This window comes from Neptunicoccus cionae (genome assembly GCF_014643735.1).
GTDB lineage: Bacteria > Pseudomonadota > Alphaproteobacteria > Rhodobacterales > Rhodobacteraceae > Amylibacter > Amylibacter cionae.
Genome location: NZ_BMKA01000005.1, coordinates 130,610 through 150,561, shown reverse-complemented (window position 1 = coordinate 150,561; position 19,952 = coordinate 130,610). Strand labels below are relative to the sequence as shown.

The 19,952-nt window shown below is 53.9% G+C and carries 16 protein-coding genes; 4 read left to right on the top strand and 12 right to left on the bottom strand.

Annotated features, from left to right (window positions below):
• Positions 1-79 precede the first annotated feature (79 nt).
• Together IEX10_RS16280 and IEX10_RS16275 are read left to right on the top strand one after the other, a co-directional pair.
• A complete protein-coding gene (locus tag IEX10_RS16280; protein ID WP_188677788.1) occupies positions 80-2,269 on the top strand; it encodes a calcium-binding protein in 2,190 nt (729 codons plus the stop codon).
• Between the two features lie 103 nt (positions 2,270-2,372).
• Entirely contained in the window at positions 2,373-4,016 is a 1,644-nt protein-coding gene (locus IEX10_RS16275) for an FAD-binding dehydrogenase (protein ID WP_188677785.1), read from the top strand.
• Between the two features lie 220 nt (positions 4,017-4,236).
• Here the strand turns inward: IEX10_RS16275 and IEX10_RS16270 are convergent, their stop codons facing one another.
• Positions 4,237-4,689: an MmcB family DNA repair protein gene (locus tag IEX10_RS16270; RefSeq protein ID WP_188677781.1), complete on the bottom strand. Its 453-nt coding sequence runs from the start codon at positions 4,687-4,689 to the stop codon at positions 4,237-4,239.
• 737 nt (positions 4,690-5,426) lie between these two features.
• Between IEX10_RS16270 and IEX10_RS16265 the strand changes: the two genes are divergently transcribed.
• On the top strand, positions 5,427-9,563 hold the full coding sequence (locus IEX10_RS16265) for a Calx-beta domain-containing protein (RefSeq protein WP_188677778.1): 4,137 nt from the start codon (positions 5,427-5,429) through the stop codon (positions 9,561-9,563).
• A 231-nt stretch (positions 9,564-9,794) separates the two neighbouring features.
• On the opposite strand, the gene IEX10_RS16260 is transcribed toward IEX10_RS16265, so the two are convergent.
• The 8 genes from IEX10_RS16260 to IEX10_RS16225 all read right to left on the bottom strand — a co-directional run bounded on the left by IEX10_RS16260 (position 9,795) and on the right by IEX10_RS16225 (position 15,347).
• On the bottom strand, positions 9,795-10,619 hold the full coding sequence (locus IEX10_RS16260; protein ID WP_188677776.1) for an RNA polymerase sigma factor: 825 nt from the start codon (positions 10,617-10,619) through the stop codon (positions 9,795-9,797).
• Entirely contained in the window at positions 10,616-11,017 is a 402-nt protein-coding gene (locus tag IEX10_RS16255) for an SRPBCC family protein (RefSeq protein WP_188677773.1), read from the bottom strand. The genes IEX10_RS16260 and IEX10_RS16255 overlap by 4 nt, the downstream gene beginning before the upstream one ends.
• 125 nt (positions 11,018-11,142) lie before the next feature.
• Positions 11,143-11,625 (bottom strand): acyloxyacyl hydrolase, encoded by a 483-nt coding sequence (locus IEX10_RS16250; protein ID WP_188677770.1) that lies wholly within the window; start codon positions 11,623-11,625, stop codon positions 11,143-11,145.
• 102 nt (positions 11,626-11,727) lie between these two features.
• The gene (locus tag IEX10_RS16245) at positions 11,728-12,114 is read right to left on the bottom strand and encodes a DoxX family protein (RefSeq protein ID WP_188677767.1); all 387 of its coding nucleotides are present in this window, start codon (positions 12,112-12,114) and stop codon (positions 11,728-11,730) included.
• 106 nt (positions 12,115-12,220) lie between these two features.
• Positions 12,221-12,706 (bottom strand): YHS domain-containing (seleno)protein, encoded by a 486-nt coding sequence (locus IEX10_RS16240; RefSeq protein WP_188677764.1) that lies wholly within the window; start codon positions 12,704-12,706, stop codon positions 12,221-12,223.
• Between the two features lie 37 nt (positions 12,707-12,743).
• Positions 12,744-13,601: a cysteine hydrolase family protein gene (locus tag IEX10_RS16235; RefSeq protein ID WP_188677761.1), complete on the bottom strand. Its 858-nt coding sequence runs from the start codon at positions 13,599-13,601 to the stop codon at positions 12,744-12,746.
• A 169-nt stretch (positions 13,602-13,770) separates the two neighbouring features.
• The gene (locus IEX10_RS16230) at positions 13,771-14,085 is read right to left on the bottom strand and encodes a hypothetical protein (RefSeq protein ID WP_188677758.1); all 315 of its coding nucleotides are present in this window, start codon (positions 14,083-14,085) and stop codon (positions 13,771-13,773) included.
• 251 nt (positions 14,086-14,336) lie between these two features.
• Entirely contained in the window at positions 14,337-15,347 is a 1,011-nt protein-coding gene (locus IEX10_RS16225; protein WP_188677756.1) for an AraC family transcriptional regulator, read from the bottom strand.
• A 336-nt stretch (positions 15,348-15,683) separates the two neighbouring features.
• On the opposite strand from IEX10_RS16225, the gene IEX10_RS16220 reads away from it, so the two are divergent.
• On the top strand, positions 15,684-17,060 hold the full coding sequence (locus tag IEX10_RS16220) for an aminotransferase-like domain-containing protein (RefSeq protein ID WP_188677754.1): 1,377 nt from the start codon (positions 15,684-15,686) through the stop codon (positions 17,058-17,060).
• 49 nt (positions 17,061-17,109) lie between these two features.
• On the opposite strand, the gene IEX10_RS16215 is transcribed toward IEX10_RS16220, so the two are convergent.
• From IEX10_RS16215 to IEX10_RS16205, 3 genes are read right to left on the bottom strand one after another with little or no spacing between them, the layout of a single operon-like run.
• A complete protein-coding gene (locus IEX10_RS16215; RefSeq protein WP_188677751.1) occupies positions 17,110-18,750 on the bottom strand; it encodes an FAD-binding oxidoreductase in 1,641 nt (546 codons plus the stop codon).
• A 59-nt stretch (positions 18,751-18,809) separates the two neighbouring features.
• Positions 18,810-19,436 carry a glutathione S-transferase family protein gene (locus tag IEX10_RS16210; RefSeq protein ID WP_188677748.1) on the bottom strand — a complete coding sequence of 209 codons (627 nt, stop codon included), beginning with the start codon at positions 19,434-19,436 and terminating at the stop codon, positions 18,810-18,812.
• An 18-nt stretch (positions 19,437-19,454) separates the two neighbouring features.
• Entirely contained in the window at positions 19,455-19,931 is a 477-nt protein-coding gene (locus tag IEX10_RS16205) for a nuclear transport factor 2 family protein (RefSeq protein ID WP_188677746.1), read from the bottom strand.
• Between the last annotated feature and the right edge of the window lie 21 nt (positions 19,932-19,952).

Genomic DNA, 19,952 nt, shown 5'->3' with positions numbered 1-19,952 from the left:
GGCGCCATTTCGCAAAAACATTGATTTTTTGAAGTTTCTCGTGCACCTTTGCTGATATTTTTAGCAAAGGATTAAGTTTATGCCAGTGAACCCTGCACAGCGGGGATATATCCGCAGCTTTGTCGATTTGGGCGGTGAAACCCTGATCAACTCTGAAACAAATTCCAACCAACGAGAGGCCGAGGTCACGATATTGACCAATGGGAACATCTTCGTTGCTTGGGAATCCAACCTTCAAGACGGTTCGGGGTTGGGAATTTTCGCTAAACTTCTGTCTGCCGATGGAACTGCGTTAACCGGTGATCTGCCGATGAATGTCACAACATCGGGCGATCAGACCAATCCGCAGGTTGTGGCTTTGGATAATGGTCGGGCGATGGTCGTCTGGCAATCGGGCGGCGATATCTGGGGCCGGTTCATTGAAGTTGACGGAACGTCTCCGGCAAGTGAGTTTCTTATCAACGAAACATCCTATGCTGCCGATTTCGAAATAACGAAATTTGCGTCTGATGATTTTGTTATTACGTGGGAAGCGAATGACGGATCAACCAGCGCCACCAGTGTCGGTGTTTACGCACAGCGATTTCAGTTCAATGGCACGAAGGAATGGGACGAAATTCGCGTCAATGACAACACCACGTTAAACCAGCGTAACGCCGATACTGCTGAATTGAACAGCGGTACGGTATTCACCGTTTTTCAAAGTCAGGGGCAGGTGGGCGCAATAAGCGAACAAGGTGTCTATCTGCGCAATTATTCGAATACATCGACGCTGGTTGGTAGCGATTTAGTGGTGTCAGATGAAATTGGTGTACAAGAAATCAGACCCCAAATCGAAGCGCTAAGCGGGGGGGGATTTGTTGTGGCTTACTTCGTCGGCCAAGAGCTTTACGCAAAATCCTATCTTAACACGGGTGCGGAAATCCCATCGAGCCTGGCCCAAATCACCGAAGGGATCGGCAGTCAGAACAACATGCCTTTCGAACTGGTGGCGCTGCCGGACAACCGCTACGTCGTGGTTTGGGTCAGCCCGGGCAGTTTTGGAAATGATCTGCACTACCGTGTTGTGGAGGGAGACGGAACTTCGCTGAATACTGGTATGGTTCACACCTTGACCAGCGGCACCCAAAACTTTCCCGAAGTCCATGCCCTGCCGCAGGGTGGTTTTGTGACAGCTTATGTCACCGGCAGCAGTACGTTACTTAATATCAATATCGTACGCCACGCAGAGGACGGCACCCCCGTCGGCCCGCCAACGCAGGTGGAATATCCGGTAAACACGAATACAGCAAACGCACAAATTGATCCTGAAATCGCAGTGACGCAGGACGGGGAGCTGGTGATCACATGGAACTCCTCGGTTCAGGACGGCTCTGGTACCGGGATTTATATGCAGAGACTGGATGTTTCTACGATCGGCACCAGTGGCGATGATGTGATGGATGGCACCAAAGGTGCAGATTTTCTTGGCGGTTGGCTAGGCAAAGACACCATCAGCGGCGGACGGGGTGATGATACCTTGGAGGGCGGTGCGGGTCAGGATGTGATCTATGGCGGTCCTGGCAATGATTACATCGATGGCGGTGTATCGGCTGATATGCTGTTCGGGGGGGGAGGTAACGACGAGATTTATGCCATGTCGGGACGGGACAGGCTGGACGGCGGCGCCGGTCGGGATAACCTGTTTGGTGAAGAGGGTGATGATCTGCTCTTTGGCGGGCGGGGCGGAGATTCCCTGTTTGGCGGCGGCGATGATGACAGCCTTTCAGGCGGGGGCGGTGGCGATCATCTTTCGGGTGGTAAAGGTAAGGACGACATCTCGGGGCAGGGTGGCCGTGACCAGCTGATCGGGAACGGTGGTGGTGACGTGCTAAGCGGCGGCGGCGGCGCAGACTCCCTGTTTGGCGGAGGAGGCCGCGACAGCTTATCCGGCGGATCGGGTCGCGATGACCTGCAAGGCGGCGGCGGGCGCGACGTTCTGGAGGGCGGGGCCGGTGACGACAGGCTTAGCGGGCAGCGGGGCAATGACCATTTCGAGTTTGCGCGCGGTTCCGGTGACGATGTCATCACGGATTTTGATGCCTTCGCGCGCGAGAAGCTGCGTCTGGATGAAGGTCTCTGGTCCGGCACAAAATCCCGGCGGGATGTGGTAGACGATCACGCCTCCGTGGTCGGATCAGACATTGTCTTCACTTTCGGGTCCGACACGCTGACCCTTGAAGGGGTCTCGGACCTGTCTGCTTTGGTGAATGATATCCAATTCATCTAGCGGGACGTCTTATGTGTGTTTTTAGCTGACGTCAGGGTTGCTTCGGTTTTTCTTTCTTCCTTTGCAGCTTGGTCCTAGGCTGCTGTCAATTGGGAGGAAGATTATGGGCGAGAGCTATCAGACAGATGTGATCGTTATTGGCAGCGGGCTGGCTGGACTGGTCGCGGCATCGCAGGCTGCGGCGCGGGGGCGCAAGGTGCTGGTGCTGGATCAGGAAGGGGCGCAATCCATCGGCGGGCAGGCGTTCTGGTCGCTCGGCGGGTTGTTCATGGTGGACACGCCGGAACAGCGGCGGATGAAAATCCGCGACAATCGGGTGTTGGCGGAACAAGACTGGTACGGTTCCGCGCAGTTTGACAGACCCGAAGATGCCAACCCCAAGGCGTTCGCCCAAGCCTATCTGGATTTCGCAGCAGGCGAGATGCGACAGTGGCTTCACAGTCTGGGCATGCGCTGGTTTCCTGTTGTCGGCTGGGCTGAACGGGGGGGTGGGAAGGCAGACGGTCACGGAAATTCCGTTCCGAGGTTTCACCTGACGTGGGGCACCGGACCTGGTGTGGTGGCCCCGTTTGAAAAGGCTTGTCTGGCAGCGCAGGACGCGGGGCAAATTACTTTCAAGTTTCGTCACCGTGTTAGCGGAATTGACCTGAAGGCGAAAACCCTCAGCGGGGATATATTGGAACCGACTGATGCGGCGCGCGGGGTTTCGACCTCTCGTACGGTGGTCGGGGATTTTGTTGCCAGCGCTGAAAGCATCATTATCACCAGTGGCGGCATCGGCGGCAATCATGATGCGGTGCGCCGGCATTGGCCACAGGACCGGCTTGGCCCGCCGCCTGAAAAGATGGTCGCTGGGGTGCCGGATTATGTGGACGGGCAGATGCAGCGACTTGCGCAAGAAGCCGGGGCAGGGCTGATCAATGGTGATCGGATGTGGCATTACTGTGAAGGAGTGCAGAACTGGGATCCGATCTGGCCCAATCACGGTATTCGCGTCCTGCCGGGGCCGTCTTCCATGTGGTTTGACGCGCTCGGGCAAAGGATGGAGGCTCCTTTTCTACCCGGTTTTGACACGCTTGGCACGCTAAAGCGGATCTTGTCCACGGGACACGAACACAGCTGGTTTATCCTGACCCAGAAGATCATCGAAAAGGAGTTTGCCCTATCAGGGTCAGAGCAGAACCCCGATTTTACCTCTGGCCGGTGGCGGGAGGTTCTGAAATCCCGTCTGGGCAAAGGGGCGACAGGGCCGGTGGAGGCATTTAAAGAGCATGGCGCGGATTTTGTGGTGCGGGATACGCTGCAAGGCTTGGTTGCACGGATGAACGAGCTTACGCCCGATGTGCCGCTGGCTTACGACCAAATCCGCCAGCAGATAGAGGCCCGCGACCGCGAATTGGACAATAAATTCAGCAAAGATGCGCAGGTGACGGCGATCCACGGGGCGCGGGGGTATCTTGGTGATAGGCTGATCCGTACCGCCAAACCGCACCGTATTCTTGATCCTGAAGCGGGGCCACTGATTGCGGTGCGCCTGAACGTGTTGACGCGCAAATCTCTGGGTGGTTTGCACACCAATCTGAAGTCGCAAGTGCTGGACGGGGACGGACGGGTGATTGACGGGATCTACGCCGCCGGAGAGGTTTGCGGTTTTGGTGGTGGCGGTTATCACGGATATAACGCGCTGGAGGGGACATTTCTGGGGGGCTGTATATTCTCTGGCAAGCTGGCTGGTGAAAATGCGTGACGGGTGTTTTTATGTCTGTAAGGTGCTGAAAGAATTTAGAAATTAGAATTAACATACTGCATATATGAAGCTTCTTCAATGAAGCTTCTTTAAACAAGCTTCTTATATGAAGCTTCATAATTGCAGGGTGTTCGCAGCTAAATATGCCCCACTGGCCACTAAAACGCGACAAGGCGCAGTTGCACCTTCATTTAGACCGATGGCCGCTCTTTGATATATCTCAGGTAAAGACCCGCCCCGGTTTCGGGTCCACATAGCGCCGCAGACGATCCGCAGCGTTGCGTGCGAATTTCAGCACCATTTTCTTACGCCGTGCTGCTGCCAGTTTGGTCTCGGGGGCAGGGCGGATGATCTCGGCGTCATAGGCGTCCGCGATGATCAGGCCGGTATCTTCAGGCAGCAGTTCCGTTGGAAAATCCGGTGGCACCGCCCAATAGAACCGGTCGCACCATTCAAGATAACCCTGCCACTTGTTATCCGACAAAAAATCCGCACGGCTCGATTTACACTCGATCACCCACAGTTCCGATTTTGGCCCAAGCGCCATCAGATCTACACGCAATCCGCTAACCGGAACAAATTCCTCGATGCACAAAAAATCGTGCTGGCGCAGGTGGCGGGCGGTGCCGCGGGCGATCAGTTGACCGGCCTGAAGAGGGGGGAGCGATTCCATTGCGTCAGTATGAACAATACGTGAACATTTCGTCAAGAGGGCGCGGATTTATACGCTATCGGTTTATTTGCAAGCGGCCCTTGTCCCCCCGCACCGAAGGACCTAGATTGTGTGGAGGCGGGTTCTGCCCTTCTCGTGCTGAAGTTCTATTCCAGTGGCCGATAAGTTTCTTGAGGGAGCTGGCTCTGTGACTGACCCTGGTCTATTGCACCCGGTGCCCACCTGTTTTGTACAGGCTCTCGGGAATACCCATACTTCCACGGTTGTGCCGCCCTGCGGTTTAGTGGGCCCGCCGCTTTTCCCACACCTGCTTTCGCTTTTGGCGGTCCTATCGGCAAGGTCGGACAGTGTTTGATTCTGCGAACTAATGGTGTCAGGCCCAAAGAGTATCGATCTTTTGCGATGGGCGACCTGCTTTCATATCTTAATCGGTGATTGCGGTAGGACACCGCAGATAAGATCACTGGTTTTGGGTGATACGTTCCTTTGAAACTGACCAACATTTTAATCTTGGTATCAATTGTCATAAGCGCGCCAATTGGATCAGGGTGAAACCAGACGCACAAGAAACCGATCTTTGCGACACTCCCAATGGGCCGAACCCTTCGCAAATCAACGGCGTGCTTCGCGTTGCGAACCGAATCTTTTGTGTGAAATGCCCTTTAGAGTTATTCTAACTAGAATATAAGAATCAGCTGTTTTCCACTTTATTAATTTTCCATTAGCGGAGAAAGATTATGACTACGATTACAATTAATTCTGTCAACGCGGACGAAAGCATTGGATCAGGGTTTGGTGGCACAATTACCTATACCGTATCCTTATCAGAAATTCCTATCGACACCGTATCAGTCAACTACCGTGCATTTCAGGCAACAGCTGATCAGAGCATCGATTTTCCAGCCACCAGCGGACTATTGGTTTTTTCGCCGGGCGAAGATGAAAAAACCATCAGTATCCGTGTCTTAAGCGATAATATTGATGAAACGGACGAAGCCTTTGTGCTCGAACTTTTTGATCCTGTGGATGCTACATTTCAGGGCGATGCCAAGGTTCTGCGCGAAACGGCTTTTGTGCTTGATGATGATGGGGTCGGGCTAAACCGTTCGGTTTTTGTGTCTTCACCTGTGGTTGTTGAAGGCGATGGCGGCACGCGCAAAGCTCTTTTTGAGGTGAAACTTTCACAGCCGGGCACATCCAACATCACGCTGAATTATCAAACGCTGGACGGCACAGCCACCGCGGGCGACGATTATATCGCCAAAACGGGCAACCTTACTTTTTCGCCGGGACAGACCAGCAAGATTGTAACCATTGATATACCCGCGGACAGCACGGTCGAACCGTCAGAATTTTTCCATTTGGCTGTGGGCGCGAACAGCGCCATTGCTGACAAATCGGGTGGCTTGGTCGGCACGGCCACCATTCTGGATGATGACGCAGGGGGCAGCACGCCAACCCTATCAATTGACAGCGTTAATGCCGTTGAAAGCATCGGCTCGGGGTTTGGTGGCACTGTCCATTATAAGCTGACATTGTCAGAGCCGGCGGTTGACGTGGTGAGCGTCAACTATCGCAGCCTTGCCGAAAGTGGCGTGTCCCAGATTGATTATCCTTGGGTTCGGGACGTTGTGACCTTTGCCCCGGGTGAAACGTCAAAGACGATCAGTATTCGCGTCGACAGCGATAACATTGAAGAAACTGACGAGGCGTTTTCTATCGAACTTTATGATGTGGCCGGAGCCACCTTTGAAGGCAATGCAAAGGTACTGCGCGAAACTACATTTATTCTGGATGATGACGGGACGGGAAATGACCGTGCAATGTCTGTGTCCTCTGCCAAGTTGGTAGAAGGGGACGCTGGCACCAAACAGGTGGTTTTCGAAATCAAGATTTCAGAACCATCCGAGACAGAACTTGAATTCAACTATTCGACGCGCAACGGCAGCGCGGTGAGCGGGCAGGATTACACAGCCAAATCCGGCAAAATCAGTTTCGCACCGGGCCAGACAAAAACGGCTGTTGTGGTTGATGTGAAGGGTGATGCGCTTTTGGAGCCGTCCGAGTTTTTTCATCTTGTTGTCGATGCAACCTCGCAACTTGGCGAAAAAGCCGAGGGCATCGTTGGAACCGCAACAGTTTTGGATGATGATGCAGGCTCTGCGCTGCCGACGCTGTCTCTTGACACGGTCGACACAATTGAAAGCATCGGATCAGGATTTGGCGGCACGCTCAGCTTCGAACTGATCTTGTCCGAACCCTCGGTTGATACGGTTACGGTGAATTACCGGACCTTGGCACAAACCGCGCTTGCAAGCATTGATTACCCCGAAGCCATTGGAACTGTTACCTTTGCGCCGGGCGAAACCTCGAAGTTCGTAGATGTCCGGGTTGACAGTGATAATGTCGCGGAAACAGATGAATCCTTCTCGCTGGAGCTGACGGATGTGGCCGGCGCTGTATTTGAAGGCGATGCCAAAGTTCTGCGCGAGACCGCATTTATTCTGGATGATGACGGCACCGGCGTTGACCGAGCCATGTCAGTTTCCTCGCCGGTTATCATTGAAGGTGACAATGACGGGAAACAGGCAGAGTTTGTCATTAAGCTGTCTCAACCTTCTGAAACAGAATTGGAATTTTCATACACGACCCGCAGTGGCAGCGCGAATTCAGGGAAGGATTTCATAGGCAAGTCCGGCAAGATCAGCTTTGCGCCCGGTCAAACTGAAGCGGTCGTTCGGGTGGACCTGATAGGCGATAAAGCGGTCGAGTTTAGCGAAGCCTTCGATTTGGTTCTAAGAGCAACATCTGCACTTGGCGACAAATCCGGGGGGCTGGTCGGCACGGCAACTTTGATAGACGACGATGCGGGCGGACCTGAACCGACACTGTCTTTGGATGCCATCAGCGCCACCGAAAGCATCGGGTCCGGGTTTGGCGGCACTGTGCGCTACACGTTCACCCTGTCTGAAGCGGCGGTAGATACCGTTTCGGTGGATTATCGAACAATCGGAGCGGACGCAGTGCCGTCGATTGATTATCCCGGAACCTCCGGAACACTGGTTTTCGCTCCGGGCGAAACATCGAAAACCGTCAGCATCCGGGTCACCAGCGATAATATCAACGAAGCCGACGAGGCCCTTGTTCTTGAAGCCTTTGACATAAAAGGCGCAGTTTTTGCCGGTGATGCCAAGGTTCTGCGCGAAACCACATTCATTTTGGATGACGACGGGCTTGGCATTGACCGCGCACTTTCTGTGTCGTCCCCTGTTGTCGTCGAAGGGCGCGGCGGAACCACGGAGGCGCTGTTTGAAATCAAAATGTCCCGCCCATCCGACACCGTCCAGAATTTCAAATTCACCACCAAGGATGGCAGTGCCATCGCGGGCGAGGATTACACCGCCAAATCTGGCACTATCACATTTGATCCCGGCCAGACCTCGGCCTATGTCAGGGTCAAAATTGACGGTGATCGTGCCGTAGAACCGAGCGAGGTATTCTTTCTTGCAGTCAAGCCAACAGCCATTCTTGGCGACGACGGGGCTGGCGCGGTCGGTGTCGCGCATATTCTGGACGACGATGCTGGCGGGCGCGAACCGACGATCTCGATCGAAGCGCTGGGAGCACAGGAAAGTATTGGATCGGGTTTTGGCGGTCGGCCCACGCTGATTGTTACGTTGTCCAAGGCGTCCACTTCGGTGGTTACTGTCGATTACCGCGCGCTGCCAGGAACAGCCGAAGACGGTGTTGATTTCACCGCGGCGTCGGGCACAATCACCTTTGCGCCCGGGGAAACATCAAAATCAGTAAGCGTGGCCTCGAAGAGCGACTCGATCATCGAAAGCGACGAAGCCGTGGTTTTCGAGGTATCCAAAGCGACAGGTGCAAGCCTGTCGAACGACGCACGCTGGCTGCGCGAAACTGCATTCATCTCTGACGATGATGGCGTCAATCTGGATCGAACGGTTTTCGTGTCAGACGCAATTGAGGAAGAACAGGACTTTGGCACATCTAAAGCGGTTTTCGAGATCAATCTGTCCGAAGCTTTCAGCGAGACCGAAACATTCCGCTATGTGACCAAGAACGGAACGGCAAAGGCGGGTAAGGACTATGTCGAAACCAAAGGCGCAGTCACCTTTGATGCTGGCCAGACCAGCGCATTTGTAAGCGTTGATCTCATTTCTGATTTTAGAACAGAGAACGATGAAACCTTTTCGGTGGTGCTTAAGAAAGGCAGCTTGCCAGCAACCTTGATTGTGCCAACGGGCAGCAACACCGGCGAGGCGACCATTCTGGACAATGACATCAGAGGGACAAAGAACGACGATGTGTTGCGCGGTACCGGCGACCCCGAAGGAATTTACGGGCTAAACGGCAAAGACAAATTGATCGGGCGCAACGGCAATGACCAGCTTTATGGCGGTGCTAAAAACGATCTTCTGAAGGGGGGCGGCGGCAGCGACGTCCTGATCGGTGGTAAAGGCAACGACAAGCTTGTCGGAGCAAAGGGTGACGATTTGCTGTTAGGCGGTAAAGGCGCTGATCTTTTGGTTGGCGGTAAAGGCGCCGATGAGTTCCAATTCAATTTCAAAGACAGTCTGCCGGGCCCCAAAGAACGCGACACGATCCGGGATTTCAATCGTGGCCAAGGTGATGTTGTCAATCTGTCGAATATTGACGGGGACCGCAGTGAGGCTGGTAAACAAGACCTGACCTTTATTGGGCAGGATGTCGATTTCACTGACGCGGGACAGGTGCGATTTGACACGGTCAATTCATTGCTGGAGGTCAACTTTAACAATGATCTGAGCGCAGATATCAGGATTGACATGGCAGATTTGATAACTTTCCGGGCGGACGATCTATTGCTGTGATCGCGGACCCGCGGCCTGTTGCTACAGCCCTAGGGCTGTAGCCAACGGGTTGCGGGTTTGCTCAATGATGCCGAGGGTCACGAGGGAGTTAAGTCCCATCTCGCGCTGAGCGGCGCGGCGCCCTAGAAGGCTGCGTTATTCGGGTGCCATTGGACGTCTCCAACGCATTTGTCGTGGCTGAACAACCTATAGAACCAGGGGAGCCGACGGCCTTTCAGACGTTGGCTGTTCTTACATTATCCGGTTTAAAAGATGTTCTACCAATGACGGGACTGAAGTCTCAAATTGCGGGTTGGATCGCATGATCGCAACCGAGCGCCGTGCAGTTTCGAGCGCGGCTACGTCTTTGCGGATTTCATCGGGATGCAACTGGGCCGCCTGATCACTGTTCAAGTTTGCTGCGCCCTTTTCTATGCGTCCCAACCGCAGGGCGGGTGCAATGCGGTTTTCACAACGGCAACGGGCGGACGCGGAATGAATGCTGCAATTTGATTGCATGAAATCGCTGACAGAAGATCGGGCGCGCCGCAATCTTTGGCGGTAAGTTCCTGCCTGAATTTCAAGGACGCCGCTGGCTTCCGTGTCGGTCAATTCAAAGATGTCCCCAAGAATATATGCCATGCGCAGGGGCCGTGACAGACACACCAGCATTGCCAAGGTGCACCCCACTTTCACTTCTTTCAACGCAAGTTGATGTTCTATCTCCGTCAGGCCGATGTGGGAGCCGTCCCTTTCGTCGTGATTCAAGTTCTCGGCGAAATCCTCAAATGTAAGCCGCATCTTTTCGACCCGCCCAAGCCGTGCGGTTTGGGTAAGATGGCGGGTGGCAACGCGAAAAGCCCATGCCCCTGCGAGATCTATTTCTCGCACATCACTCAGGTGGGTGATGATTTTGATCAAAATTTCATGCGTGGCGTCCTCTGCGTCTTCCCGATGGGCAAGCATTCGCATCGCCAGATTGAAAACCGGTCCTTTCGCCGCGTTTATAAGCCCTCCGAGGGCTGCGCGACTTCCCTGTCGCGCAGCCACCACCTGTGTGGGATCAAATATGATCATGCGGCAAGAATTCCTTTCAGTTTTTCCAGCTCGGTTAACAGAATGGCTTTTTGTGCTTCCAGAGCGCCTTCCATTGCCTCAAGGGGAACAGGGGGTGCCATCAGCACGAAGGAATAAATGGATTCATCCTCTCCATTTGGTGTGATCCGTGAATAAGCCGCGGCCGTGGAGCCGTCGGGAAAGGTCATCAGCCAATCGACATTACCTGCCTTACGCGAGGTCACAGTCTGCAAGCTGATGGGAACTTCGCCGTTCGTGGTCACCAGATCGGCTGTTGTGGCATCGGCACGTGAAAATGCGTTGGTCCATTTTGGCAGGTTGGTGGGCTGCGAAATGTAATCGAACGCCGCGTCTGCTGAAACGGCAAGGTCGGTGGATTGTACGTCAAAATTTCTCATTTTCATCTCCAAGTTTTCCACCGCGAAAGTGCGGCAGATACGTATTAAGAGGTGGTTGAGTTGCAGAGTGTTACACGCTGATCTGAATTTTTTTCGCCCCAGGCCAGGAGTACTAAATAGCAAAGTTAGTATTTGCGGTGCAGTCGAAGGCTCAAGCCGTTTACCCCAGGATTATGGTCTGACAGGCCACCGTTGGAGCGGTGGTCGATCGCGAGTGAAATTGATGTCTTGTCCGAAACTTTGTATCCGACTGCCAGCAAAGACCGGAATTCGATCGCATTTCCCAATTTTGTTTCCTGCGAACTTCCATGATAGATCCCGGGCATGAAGCTTCCTTCTACAAACCAGTTTTCGTCCAGTTCTTTCTGCACGACGATCCCAAGTCCGGCCCAAAGGTCGCCGCGTGTGTGCCCTACAACGGCACCGCCCCACCTAAAGTTGGTAAATCGCCGTTGATGGAATGGCGCGGTGCGATACTCCAGTGATACTTGTGTGTCGCTCTGTGAAGGATCGGAACTGTAGCGAACGCCCCCGAGCCCATAGACCAGCTCTTGTGCGCTGGCACAGGTGCCGAGCATAATGAAAGGGATGAGCACGAGAGTTTTCATCGGAGACCTACAATCTATCGTTTGGGAAGGCACCGCACGGGCGCGTGTCGGGTCAGGGGGGCTGCCTTAACATCAGGTCGCTTTTGGCGGTGTGTTTTAACTTTAGTCCGCGCGACCGCTATCGAGTGAAAGCTCACCTGGGCCATTGGCAAAGAGGAAAAGAAAACCGCCAGCGATGGCGATGTTTTTCATGAAATTTGCAAGTTCGGCTTGTTGTGCGAAATTGGAGTGGAAGATCCCTGCGGAAAGAATGCAAAAGCCGGCCAAGGCCAGAGATATATATCTGGTACGCCACCCTACGATGATTGCTATTCCGCCGAAAAATTCAAAAATGATTACGAGAGGCAGAAGAACTCCGGGAACGCCCGTCGCGTCCATCCAGCCGGTCACGGCGCTGTAGTCGGCGAGCTTGTTTAGTCCGAATATTACAAAAACCAACGCAATACTTATTCGCCCCGTGAGCATTGCGAGTGAGCTTGAATGTTTCATTTTTTCTATCCTTATTGAGGTTGAGGAACCCGTTTCATCACGGGAGCTGCCTGTAAAACCTGAGCCACGGAAAGTTCGTGGCTCAGGCGCTCACAAGATTGCTTTTTTACAAATCCTGCACAGGAACAGACTGGATTTCTGGCCACTTCGCGTAGGCGTCTTTGATGACCCGCTCTTTGTCTTCAAGATACTTCTCAAAGATCGCAGCGTTCACAAAGAGGTAGAGCTTTCCATCCACGATGTCCGCGTAGCGCACGTCGCCGTCCAGCTTTTTCCCGACTGCCACTCCAAAGGCGCAAAAGCCTCCGAACTGGGGAAGAAACCCTGCGGGGTCACTGTCAAATTTATGTTGGGCGTCTGCAGTGGAGAAATAGTAGTCGATGCCGTCGTATGTAGAGGTATAGGCAGCATCTCCGGAGGCGGGCTGTTGACCACCGAACATTGATACCGGATCGATTCCGTGCATTCCGAGCGGTTTACCCGTCAGTGTAAGACCGTTTGAGACATTGTATTCGTCAGCAGCCAACAAAGGGGCTGACAGAGAGATGAAAGCCACGGATGCCAGAGAGGCAAGGCGAAGGGTCGGTTTCATTGGATTTATCCTTTTAAGTTTACGATTTTGGGGAGGGTCAAGCCGAACGGGCGATGCGTTCTACAGCGTCATCGGTCCACCAGACGCCATTCGCGACCATTCGGAAGTTAATGATAGCGGCAAGGTAGCCGTCGCCTTCGGGGACTTTCGCACCGGCTGTTGCATCGCGAACAACGGCGACTTCGTAGCCCAGTTCGAGCAGCTCGTAGAGGTGCGCTTGCGTGCAAAGGTTCGCAGACATGCCTGCAAGGATAACCTTGTCGATGCCCCGCTTTCGCAGTTGCAGATTGAGATCGTTTTGCGCCGGACTGTAAACTTTATGGGGGGAGCAAACGATGGTTTCGCCGTCTTCGATGTATTTCTTGTACTGCGGCATCCAGTCCGCACCCGAACCTTCGAAATTTTCAAGGTTCAATGGGCCCGGCCGGTCAAACATGCCAATTCCGTGCATGGTTTTTTCAAGGGTGCCTTCAAAGTCCCATTTGTGATCGTGCGGGTAATAATAGTGCGGAGAGATAAACACCGGCATTCCGGCAGCTTTCGCAGCGGCGAACAGGCGCTCGATATTGTCGACCGTCCCTTGCTCGGTCACGCTTTCGCCGACCACACCCCATGTCACACCGTCTTCTGACAGGAAATCGATCTGAGGATCTGTGACAACCAGCGCGGTACGCCCCTTGTCAATCGCCATGTCTACTTGCGGCAAGCCCGGGGTGGCAGGGTCTGCGTAATACGCCCGTGCTTCGTCCGTCGCAGCGACAGCTGTATTGCCTGCGACCATCGCTGCGCTGGCCGCAGCGACGCCAGCGGCACCGGCCAGAACGCGGCGGCGTGCATGGTCCACTTTTTCGGGGGTGACATCGCACCCGCATGTCGCATTGTGTTTCTTTTCCATTGTGGATCTCCTTGGTTTAGGTTGAGACAGCGCGCGTTTCATTCACACGCCGCCCGGTCGACAGCCTTGCGGTTCTAGGGAAATTGCTGGTCAGCATCTGCGAAGACGGCAGGACTGTATTCCTCTGGCAACGGCGCTGCTTTGGCGGCACCGAATTCGGGAATGGGTGTTAATGCGGGGGAGGGTCTGAAGCCTCGAACACGCACACGCGCGAAACAATGCCAGCGTTTTGCTGCTGCATTTGTTCGGGTGGCAAACTTGATTGACGTCCCCCCTGTCGGAGGGGGACGCCACGGGTCACCTGCGAATAACATCTGCCCGCAATCTGGCCTTCGATATCGGGCTGTGATGCTGGACGGTTGGATCGTATCTCAACCGGATTTTCCGGGCTGTAGGGGGCGGGCAATGTGATTGGAAGTGCCAGCGCACCGACCGCTACTGCCGCGCTCGCTGAGAGAGCGACGATGTGTGCCAAATCATTCATTTGCCTAACTCCTTGGTTACCTGCCCAAGCTTCGGTTTCCCGAGGCAATGACGGATGCTTAAAGGGATCGGAGGGTCTCCGACCAATGAGAGTTGCAGAGAGAGGCTAGGTTCCCCCCAGGGGAGAAGGGGAAGGAAAAGTCTGCGTGCCAGCTTCTCTCTGCAGTTCTATTAATAAGGTGATTGGCGGTATGGGTATCGGCAGGGTCTGCCATCGTCTTGGCACTCTCTGCCAGACATTTTTCGCAATGATCAGCCGCGGGCAGAAAGACCCCGAAACTGCCCAGGCGTATGACCGACACGACGTTTGAATGCGCGGCTGAAAGTACTTTGCTCTGAATAGCCGGTCAGGAAAGCGATCTCTGCAATCGAACAATTTCCCGCCTGCAACAGCTTCTGCGCAAGACGCGTTTGCGCGTCTTCAAGCACATCACGATAAGTCAGCCCTTCCTGCGCAAGTCGGCGGTAAAGTGTGCGTTCGCTGATAGCCATAGTTGCCGCAATCTTAGATGCTTGGGGTGCGCCGTTCTTCAGTTCCTTGGACAGCAAAGTGGTCAATTCCCCAACCAAGGTTGTGTCCTTGTTCAGTTTGATCATTTCCTGTTTGAGATGCTCAACCAAAAAATCACATACAGCCGCATCGCCGAGCCGGTTCGGTAAGTCCAAAGCGGCTACAGGTAAAACAATCGCGTCCCTAGTTGATCCGAAAGTAACTTCGCAGCCGAAGTGGGACCGGTAATCTTGCGCGCCGGATCTACAGGCATGGCGAAATGTCACCGCTTCAAAGCTCAGTTCCTGCTCAACGAACAGCTTGATGTTAAGCGCAAGAGCCGCCAGCGCACATTCATTGCGCAGCTCCAACGCGGGGCGGAGCGGGGCAGGGTGGTTAATGGTAAGAACGGCCTGACTGACGGATTCTTCCAGTCTGTAAACCACACCATCGGCGACGAGATTGAAATAACGTTCAACCAGCTTGAGGGAAGCTCGCAAATTTGGTGCGGTCTTAATCGCCAGTCCCAGCGCCCCCAAGTCATCCGGCCTGATCTTCCTGGCATAGGATGCGACTAGCCCCGCATCATCGTTGAATGTCTCTCTGATCCACTCGATAAGATCGAAATATTCTGTTTCGGAAATCTGGCCGTGGCTATCTACAGTCAAGCTGCGAACTTCAATACCGTCAGCAAGGATTGCGCCTTCGTCGGAGAGGACCATGCCGGCAGCCCCAACCATTGCGCCGGCAAACGCGTGGGTCACGCTAGACATAATACCTCTCCTTCGGGATGGAATTGTTTACGCGTTTAGTGTCAGTCCAAAAAATCATGATACCTCGCTCCTTGCTGGGAAAAAGCGCCCGTTCGCGGCCTGAAAAACTCTGAGCGTTGCCCTTAATCATTTCTCCGTAACAATGTGCTGAGCAGGCTATTTATCTGTCCCGCTTAGCGCACAGCGTCGGGTGTATTGGTGCAATAATCGCTCGATTCTAGTATTGTATGCAAGCAATAGTTACGCAATGTCACGCAATTGGCATTGGAATATCTTGCTTCAATGCCATCTAATGGGTAACTCTTGGCTTACTAATATCTACTGAAGGTTCTTGAAATGACTTCAAAAAACTGGGTGCCAGAACTTCCGGATTCGGACAGGCCACGCTATATTGAAATTGCTGAATCTATTCGCACTGATATTGCTTCCGGGCGCTTAAAGCCCGGCGATCAGCTGCCACCTCAACGTCAGGTTGCTCTTACTTTGGGGGTGGACACATCGTCTATATCGCGCGCCTATGCAGAAGCGTCTCGTCGAGGCTACGTTGAAGCTTACGTGGGACGCGGTACGTTTGTGCGGGATCAGCAAGCTGCCGGAGTTTTATCGGATCCGTTGCGACAGCACGCTGAAGATGCGCGCATGAATATGCCTCCCGAGCCGCAGGAACCTGATCTGATAACGCGCATGAAGGGTGGGGTCGATAATGTCGCCGCAAATTTGATTCCCCTGCTTCGGTATCAAGCAGCGATGGGCGGCGAAAAAGACAGATTCATTGCGGCGAATTGGATGCAATCAAATAATCTGCAGTGCGCGCCGGACCGGCTGGTTGTAGCCCCAGGGGCGCACGCGGCAATCTATGCCGCACTAACGGTTCTGCGGCAACCCGGTACAGTGGTGCTTTGCGAAAGCGTTACCTATACAGGAATCCGCTCTATTGCAGCACAATTAAATTTGCCGTTGATAGGATTGGAGGAAGACGAACACGGTATTGCCCCGAATGCTTTAGCAGATGCCTTGAAAACGCATGATCATGCAGTGCTATATCTCAATCCAACTCTGCGGAATCCCACAACCCACACCATTCCGGCAAAGCGTCGTGTCGAAATCGCTGAAATACTTCAAGAGCACGCGACACCGCTTATAGAAGATGATGCCTACTGCTTTGTAGCGAGCGATACGCCAGCGCCGATTACCAGTCAGATTCCACATCTGGGTTGGTATGTGGCGGGCATATCAAAAGTGTTCGGCGCTGGCCTGCGTCTCGCGCTGGTTCAGGCGCCCGGCCATATCTTGCTTGGTAAATTTTCTAAGGCAGTTAGAGCGGCGCATATTATGGTTTCTCCAATTAGCCTTGCGCTGTTCAGCACTTGGGTCGAGGACGAGACCGCACAGGCTTTGCAAGCTTCGGTCCGCAAGGCTGCCAGCGACCGTTACCATATCGCCAAAGAAGTGCTCGCAGACTTTCAATGGAACGGGCACCCGAATGCGTTCAATATCTGGCTTTCTCTGCCCGAAAATCTCACACGGTCTGAGGCAATGGCCCGCCTGTCGGGGTTGCAACTCGGCATTATGCCCAGCGATGTTTTTATACCCACAGGCCAAATTCCCGAAAAATTGCGGGTTTGTCTGGGTGGCCCTATTTCGGAGGCCGGCCTAAAGGACGAACTGCAGATACTTCGACAATCCCTGTTGGAATCTGACTGGGCCGGATGACCTATCAAACCAGTGCTAAAACTACCTCTCGGCGCGTCAATGCACTCTGTCATGCTTCCTCCTTTAGCGGGCCAAAGGTTTCATAGCGGATATGTTCCTCCGGAATGCCCGCTTTCTCCAGCCCCTGTTTTAGAGTGCTTACAAAACTTGCAGGTCCACACAGCATAAACCGGCTGTTTGGCTGTGGTGACAAACCTATCAGCAAATCCGATGTGATGCGTCCGCTACTGTCGTAGTCGATTTGGCTTATATCCTGCGACCGCGGTTGGCTGTAGCAGATGTGGGAAAACAGGTTGGAACGGCTTTCAAGAAGCTCGCGAACTTCTGTTGCCAAAGCGTGTTTCGCACCGTTTCGGGCGCCGTGCACAAACCATACAGGCCGCGCATCATCGGTGGACGCCATTTCATGGAGCATGGACAGCAACGGCGTTAGGCCGACGCCTACGCTTGCTAGGACCAACGGTGCATCTGTCGGTGGTAGGGTGAAATCACCCGCCGGTGGGTAGGCGCGGATACGATCCCCGACACGCAGGGTATCGTGCACAAATGGGGAGACTAGGCCATGTGGTTCGCGCTTTATGGTCAGGCGGTATTGCGGACTGTTTGGAGAACCGGATAGGGAATAACTGCGTTGTTGAAGATGGCGTTGCCCCGGAACCTCCAGTTCGACTGGCAGAAACTGGCCGGCTTTGAAGGATGTCAGGTCGGATTTGTTTTCAGGAACAAAGTAAAAAGAAGTTATGTCTTCAGCCTCCTTCACTTTTTGTTCGAGAATAAGGTTTTGCAATCCGTCATTATCGCGCGTCCATCTTAACGACAGAGCATTCGGCCGGTCTACAACCGCATCTATAGTGACATTGATCAAACGCTGTGCTGCAGCGTCCTTGTTATCTGTCGGGGTCCAATCAATGGAGGCGGTCCCCGAGATGTGCAACAGGCCGCCGGATTCAAAATCCACAAAGACAAGTCCAATGCGCGGATCTAAGAGCAAGTTGCCGATGGTATTGAAGAAATTGTTGCCTGGATAATCGGGAATGGCCAGATGCCTGTCGTTCACGACTTTTACAAATCCTGGCGCGCCGCCGCGGTGGGATGCATCAAACCCCGAGGACCGCTGTTCGGGCCTCAGCGTCTGTCCGGTTCCAAGAAACAGAGTGTCAGCCGCGCGGATGCGGGCAATCTGATCCTCATCCAACTGCTTGCTATACAATGCGTTATCCTTGTGGTCGATAGGACGGCGCCGCCAATTGCGCGGGTGAATATACTGGGGGCAGTTGCCCCAACTCTGCTGAATATCAATCGCAAAGCCTGAACCATTTTTGCGGGCTATCCCGCTAAGGCGGTTACGACGGCGTGTTTCCAATTCGATCCCGAGAACACCCACAGCGCCGCCCTTTGTCAGCGTATCGGCCAAGGGATCCGCTGTCGCAGGATGTGTTTCAACAGCGAGGGTTTTCGCGTCGGGCGTTTTGACAAAACCGTCAGGCCCCTCCACCAGCGTTGCCCAGCGCCGGCCTTGCGCATCCGCTCCGGCCAATACGATAAAAGGCAACTGTTCATAGAAGGCGCGGTGCTGGTCAGGCATGAAGGGCCTGATGAATCCCGCCACCTGTTTCGCAACATCAATGGCCCCGGCACGATTTTGTGCCTGTTGCTCTCCGGTGTGGAAGGGGTTCTCGAACGGTTTCATTTTAACATCTCTTGTTAGATGGCGTAGTGGCGCGCGCTTTCAGCACGCGCCGCAGATCTTCAGCTTGTTACGGGGACGGGGGAACGGGCCATTCCTACAAATCTCGGAGTGGATTCAATACGTGCCAACCACTCGCGGATTTTGGGATAGGAAGACAGGCTCACACCGCCTTCGGGGGCGTGGGCAATATAGCTATAGGCTGCAATATCGGCGATGGTCAGGCGGTCCGTCGCCAGAAACCGGCTTTCGCCGAGATTGCTTTCTATCGCCGCAAAAAGTGTGTGCGCTTTGGCTATCGCTGCCGCCTGATCCAAATTCGCCCCGAACAGCGCCACCAGTCGCGCGGCTGCCGGTCCTGAAGCGATTTCGCCAGCAGCAATCGAAAGCCACCGCTGGATGTGTGCTCTTTCCAGTGGTGTGCTGCCCAACCAAACGGCAGAGTCTGCGTATTTCTCTGCCAGATAGATCAGGATCGCATTGCTATCAGACAGAGTTGTTCCATTGTCGTCGATTGCCGGAACCTGTCCAAGGGGGCTGAGGCGCAAATAATCGGCTGCCTTATGCGCGCCATTTGCCATGTCGAGATCGACGGTTTCGTATGGCAAATCGAGCAATGACAACATCAATTGAACTCGGTGGCAGTGACCCGATTTAGGGTTTCGATATAGTTTGATAGGCGTTTCCATAGAGGAGCTCTTTCTGTTCTAAAAGCCGAAATGGCTGAGGGAAGGATGGTCGTCGGGGCGCTTTCCCAGTGGCCAGTGGAATTTTCGGTCACTCTGAGCGATCGGGTGTTCGTTAATGCTTGCATGGCGGTGTGCCATGTAACCATTTTCGTCGAACTCCCAGTTTTCGTTGCCATAGGCACGAAACCAGTTGTTGCTGTCGTCACAATATTCGTACGCATAGCGAACCGCGATGCGATTGCCGTCATGCGCCCACAGCTCTTTGATCAATCTGTAATTCAGTTCTTTCGCCCATTTGCGGGACAGAAAGGCCTCGACCTCGTTGCGTCCTTCAACGAACTCGGCGCGATTGCGCCACTTACTGTCGATGGTATAGGCCTGTGCGACTTTGGCCGGATTTCGGGTGTTCCAACCGTCTTCGGCAAGCTTAACCTTTTCAATCGCAGTGTCACGACTGAATGGCGGAAGGGGATGGCGGGGTGCTGGGGCAGTCATGTTCGTGCACTTTCATTTCGA

Bases quoted from the DNA above. Each gene is read 5' to 3' on its own strand.
- IEX10_RS16280 (WP_188677788.1), top strand. From the start codon at position 80: ATGCCAGTGAACCCTGCACAGCGGGGATATATCCGCAGCTTTGTCGAT.
- IEX10_RS16275 (WP_188677785.1), top strand. From the start codon at position 2,373: ATGGGCGAGAGCTATCAGACAGATGTGATCGTTATTGGCAGCGGGCTG.
- IEX10_RS16270 (WP_188677781.1), bottom strand. From the start codon at position 4,689: ATGGAATCGCTCCCCCCTCTTCAGGCCGGTCAACTGATCGCCCGCGGC.
- IEX10_RS16265 (WP_188677778.1), top strand. From the start codon at position 5,427: ATGACTACGATTACAATTAATTCTGTCAACGCGGACGAAAGCATTGGA.
- IEX10_RS16260 (WP_188677776.1), bottom strand. From the start codon at position 10,619: ATGATCATATTTGATCCCACACAGGTGGTGGCTGCGCGACAGGGAAGT.
- IEX10_RS16255 (WP_188677773.1), bottom strand. From the start codon at position 11,017: ATGAGAAATTTTGACGTACAATCCACCGACCTTGCCGTTTCAGCAGAC.
- IEX10_RS16250 (WP_188677770.1), bottom strand. From the start codon at position 11,625: ATGAAAACTCTCGTGCTCATCCCTTTCATTATGCTCGGCACCTGTGCC.
- IEX10_RS16245 (WP_188677767.1), bottom strand. From the start codon at position 12,114: ATGAAACATTCAAGCTCACTCGCAATGCTCACGGGGCGAATAAGTATT.
- IEX10_RS16240 (WP_188677764.1), bottom strand. From the start codon at position 12,706: ATGAAACCGACCCTTCGCCTTGCCTCTCTGGCATCCGTGGCTTTCATC.
- IEX10_RS16235 (WP_188677761.1), bottom strand. From the start codon at position 13,601: ATGGAAAAGAAACACAATGCGACATGCGGGTGCGATGTCACCCCCGAA.
- IEX10_RS16230 (WP_188677758.1), bottom strand. From the start codon at position 14,085: ATGAATGATTTGGCACACATCGTCGCTCTCTCAGCGAGCGCGGCAGTA.
- IEX10_RS16225 (WP_188677756.1), bottom strand. From the start codon at position 15,347: ATGTCTAGCGTGACCCACGCGTTTGCCGGCGCAATGGTTGGGGCTGCC.
- IEX10_RS16220 (WP_188677754.1), top strand. From the start codon at position 15,684: ATGACTTCAAAAAACTGGGTGCCAGAACTTCCGGATTCGGACAGGCCA.
- IEX10_RS16215 (WP_188677751.1), bottom strand. From the start codon at position 18,750: ATGAAACCGTTCGAGAACCCCTTCCACACCGGAGAGCAACAGGCACAA.
- IEX10_RS16210 (WP_188677748.1), bottom strand. From the start codon at position 19,436: ATGGAAACGCCTATCAAACTATATCGAAACCCTAAATCGGGTCACTGC.
- IEX10_RS16205 (WP_188677746.1), bottom strand. From the start codon at position 19,931: ATGACTGCCCCAGCACCCCGCCATCCCCTTCCGCCATTCAGTCGTGAC.